The organism is Bradyrhizobium sp. (genome assembly GCF_035273305.1).
GTDB lineage: Bacteria > Pseudomonadota > Alphaproteobacteria > Rhizobiales > Xanthobacteraceae > Bradyrhizobium.
Map to the genome: position 1 here is coordinate 1 of NZ_DATEPI010000096.1, position 3511 is coordinate 3511.

Sequence of the window (3511 nt, forward strand, 5' to 3'; positions counted from 1 at the left end):
GGCTTGCTACGCCGGAACCTGTGAAGGTGGTCGCCAAGGCAAAGCCGAACCCGCCGACCCAAGCGGCTCCGGTGGCCGCTCAAATTTCCGCGCAGGTGTCACGGCCGACGCAAGTCGTCGATCCCGTTCCCGCCGAACCCAAACCAGCGCCGACACAGCATGAGGCAGTCGCCGAGGCGAAAGAGCCGGCGCAAGAATACAAGGAAGAGCCGAAGCAAGAAAGCAAGCAAGAAAGCAAGCAAGAGAGCAAGCAAGGCCAGGGTGCGCCGGCGATCGCCACGAATTCTAATGCCGCGTCGACCTCAATCGCCAAACCGAAGCGGCCATCGCACCGGCAGGCAAGCCGGCCCGCTGAAAAGCGTCCCTTGGCGCTGATGACCTTGCGCACCATTGAATTTCCAGATGGTCGCCGGGCGACGATGCTGATCCCTTACCGAGACAACCGGCGCGCCATGGCGCTCGACCCGGAATGGTGAGGTGCAATCTCTCGTCTTGGCGGCGCAAGCACGAAGCGCGTCTTCGCGCTAGATGTGCCATCCACGTCTTGGCTTTCGAAGAACGTGGATACCCGCGACAAGCGCAGGCATAACGACCTTTATAGGCGGCGCCCGCATATCGCTTTGCCCCTGCAGGCTTCCAACATTTAGCCTGCCGTCATCAGCAGTCGATCGCGTTTCGCTTGCCGACCGTGCAGTAATCGCGGACCGTTTTCCGGATGATCTTGCTCAGGCCGCTGGTGAAATCGTCATCCTCAAGTAATTTGGCGCCGCTGCTTGCCGCCCGCGCCGTTGCGGGCATCGAAATCTGGCCGGCCAAGATCGCGAGATTCAAAAACGTCGTGGCAAGGCCCAGAGCAAAAAACAGGCCCATCCATTTTCCTGACATGACTGCCTCCCGGGCAACAAGAGATATCCTACGGCTGAGGCAGTTTAGGCGGTCGGCGTCCCCGCGCAAATCCGACGGCTGAGGACTTCTCCCGAGGAAGAGGTGACAAGAGAGCAGCGTTTCGTCCGCGCTCAGCGACGAAGCGGGGGGCGCGCACTTTCCTGACGCCTTTCTCTTGGGTGCGCGTCTCAGGCGCGTCGCTTACGGTTGCGGCGCGCCGGCGTTGTTCACGACCAGAGTGTTGGTGTCCGCTGGCGCCAGCTCACTGGCGCTGCCGTTGCCGAGGAACTCATCGAGCGTCGCTTGGATTCTTGCTTTCGCAGAATCCGGCCCTCGGTCGCTCATCCAGGTGTGCTGGAATTGCGTGGGTACGATATCGATGCCCTCCGACTTTGCCTGCTGCGGCGTCGGCAACACGCCGGGGTCGGTCTGGAAGTTCGGATCATGTGAGCGGAACGAGAGGATCTTCAACTTGTCGCTGAGCACGAACGGAACCCGCAGGTTATCCAGCGTGACGACTTTGGACACCAAGTCAGGATGCTGCTTGGCAAAATACATCGCGGTGTCGCCACCGTTGGAATGTCCGACGAGCGTCAGGTGGGCATAGTCGGCGTTCGGCTGAATCTCCTTCAGTCGCTGGACCACGAACAGGATATTGGCTTCGCCCTTTTCATAAACCGCCTGGCGGCCGACATAGGGCAGCCCGACCTTGGTCATCAAGGGCGGGTCGGTCGGAATGTCCTGCTGGATGCTGGCCACCAGGTATCCCCGCGCCGCGAATACGTTTGCGAGGAAGGAGTATTCGGTGTTCTTGACGGTATTGCCGTTGCTGATAATGGCGACCGGCAACTTCCAATAGCCGTCATCCGCCTTCATCTCGTAGTCACGGCGCACCGCGAGATCGACCGCGACCGGCCGCTGCCGCGTCGCGTCGAACAAATTAAGCGCCTCGTGGCGGATGCCCCACTTGCTGATGGCAAAATACAGAGCGCCAGCAAGGACGCAAAGACATGCCAGAACGGCGATTCCCCGCTTCATTCGTTTCCATCCCGATAGACTTCTATTCTGTAACTTAGATAATGCGTAAACGCGCGCATACCGAAGCAAACGCCACGCGGCGACATTAAATTTCTGAAATTACTGCGGCGCAGCAGTGGGTTCCGGCCCTACGGCGGGCGCTTGCGTCGCGAGCTTGCGCGCGAGACCTCTCGCGCGAAGTAATCCCTTGCCACCGCATCAAGCGCGGACGAGATCAGCTCATCTGATTTTGCGACGCGACCGTTGCTCTCTGCCTCGAGCCGCTCGGCTTCCCGGATGTAGTTGTTTGCCAGTTCACGGAGCCGCTGAGCCTCAGCACTCTCAGGCACGGGATAAGCCGTCTCCAACAAATCTCGAGCCCGCGCGCGAACGCGATCATTTCTCATCCCGACCATGAGCCGCCTCCTGGATTGGGTTCTATAGTCCTTTTGCTGCTGAGACGCTGGCCGCACTACCAATCGCGGAAAGTGCTCTCTCTGCGCCAGGCTTCTGCGAAAGCTAAGCCGCGAGGCTACGTCGCGTTCCGGACCAAGCGCCTTAATTTTGAATATTTGTTAATTTCGAATCGTTCCGTTGTGCTGCCACTTGCCGTGCCGCGTGCTGAAGCGGTGCGAGGCTTGTCGAAGTGCAGCGGTTCCAGAGTTCCGTGATGTCGGTTCCGAACAAACGCGTTTAAACAACGGCATTTTGCTGGAACTAACCTTGGCGCGGAGGCTTGTGCCTTGGGCAGTATTTGGAGGAAGCGATGAAGAAGTTAGCGGTCGTTCTGCTGGCGGGAGCCGGCGCGCTTTGCGTCGGAAGTGCCAGCGCCTCGGATTTTGTGACGAGCGGAGGATATTCGAATCAGGATCTGCTGCAGCCTGTTCGGATGGTGTGTAATGACTACGGACGATGCTATGAGACACATCGCGGCAGCCGCGTGATCGTTCGGGAATCCTATGGATACACGCCTCGCGAGCGTTACATCGAGCATCGCCGTTATCGTGATTGGGATGATGGCCCCCGTGCGGGCGTGGGCATTCGCGCACCGGGCGTGAGCGTCGGCATCGGCGATCACTGGTAAGGCGATCAAGTTAGAAGCTCGCAAGCCAGAAGTTCGGAAGAAACGATTGGCCCGCCGAGATTGATCCGGCGGGCCTTTCGCTTGCCAGAATTTGGTTGCAACCGACTAAATGCGATTATCCCGAGATGGCGGAGCCGTCCGGTGATCGTTTCTCTGTGCGTCTCGCTTGTTGGCTTCGTGATGGCCAATGATGCAGCCGGCCGCGGCGCCCAGCTTGCCGTGCCCGGCCACATGGCCTGCCACGCCTCCTACGATGGCGCCTTTGATGCATCCCTTTGCTTGGGCGGCGGCGGGAGCGAATACAATGCCGAGGACTGCAACAGCAAGGATAACGGGCTTCATGGCGGCTCTCCTGGAAAAAGTCGCTGCAACAATTCGGCCTGCGAAAGATCGTTCCGAGCGCCATCGATATGTCAGCCGCGCGCCACGCCGTCGCGGTCAATCGGCAAATCGACGTATCGCGAGCGCGCGACGAATGCGAGCATGCGATCCGCGAGTGGCCGCAGCGTCGAAGTTTAAAGAAGA

General features: G+C 59.6%; 5 protein-coding genes and 1 pseudogene. 2 read left to right on the forward strand and 4 right to left on the reverse strand.

Going from position 1 to position 3511, the window contains the following annotated elements; all coding sequences use genetic code 11:
• Positions 1-476: pseudogene (locus VJV58_RS05910) on the forward strand (hypothetical protein); the annotation flags it as partial.
• A gap of 181 nt (positions 477-657) precedes the next feature.
• Here VJV58_RS05910 and VJV58_RS05915 read toward each other — a convergent pair.
• From VJV58_RS05915 to VJV58_RS05925, 3 genes are all read right to left on the reverse strand, one after another.
• Positions 658-885 (reverse strand): hypothetical protein, encoded by a 228-nt coding sequence (locus VJV58_RS05915; RefSeq protein ID WP_324136402.1) that lies wholly within the window; start codon positions 883-885, stop codon positions 658-660.
• A 201-nt stretch (positions 886-1086) separates the two neighbouring features.
• The gene (locus tag VJV58_RS05920) at positions 1087-1923 is read right to left on the reverse strand and encodes an alpha/beta fold hydrolase (protein WP_324136403.1); all 837 of its coding nucleotides are present in this window, start codon (positions 1921-1923) and stop codon (positions 1087-1089) included.
• Between the two features lie 128 nt (positions 1924-2051).
• A complete protein-coding gene (locus VJV58_RS05925; protein ID WP_324136404.1) occupies positions 2052-2252 on the reverse strand; it encodes a hypothetical protein in 201 nt (66 codons plus the stop codon).
• 416 nt (positions 2253-2668) lie between these two features.
• Here VJV58_RS05925 and VJV58_RS05930 point away from each other — a divergent pair, with 416 nt between their 5' ends.
• A complete protein-coding gene (locus VJV58_RS05930) occupies positions 2669-2986 on the forward strand; it encodes a hypothetical protein (RefSeq protein WP_324136405.1) in 318 nt (105 codons plus the stop codon).
• A gap of 105 nt (positions 2987-3091) precedes the next feature.
• Here the strand turns inward: VJV58_RS05930 and VJV58_RS05935 are convergent, their stop codons facing one another.
• Positions 3092-3328: a hypothetical protein gene (locus VJV58_RS05935; RefSeq protein ID WP_324136406.1), complete on the reverse strand. Its 237-nt coding sequence runs from the start codon at positions 3326-3328 to the stop codon at positions 3092-3094.
• Between the last annotated feature and the right edge of the window lie 183 nt (positions 3329-3511).

Bases quoted from the DNA above. Each gene is read 5' to 3' on its own strand.
- VJV58_RS05915 (WP_324136402.1), bottom strand. From the start codon at position 885: ATGTCAGGAAAATGGATGGGCCTGTTTTTTGCTCTGGGCCTTGCCACG.
- VJV58_RS05920 (WP_324136403.1), bottom strand. From the start codon at position 1,923: ATGAAGCGGGGAATCGCCGTTCTGGCATGTCTTTGCGTCCTTGCTGGC.
- VJV58_RS05930 (WP_324136405.1), top strand. From the start codon at position 2,669: ATGAAGAAGTTAGCGGTCGTTCTGCTGGCGGGAGCCGGCGCGCTTTGC.
- VJV58_RS05935 (WP_324136406.1), bottom strand. From the start codon at position 3,328: ATGAAGCCCGTTATCCTTGCTGTTGCAGTCCTCGGCATTGTATTCGCT.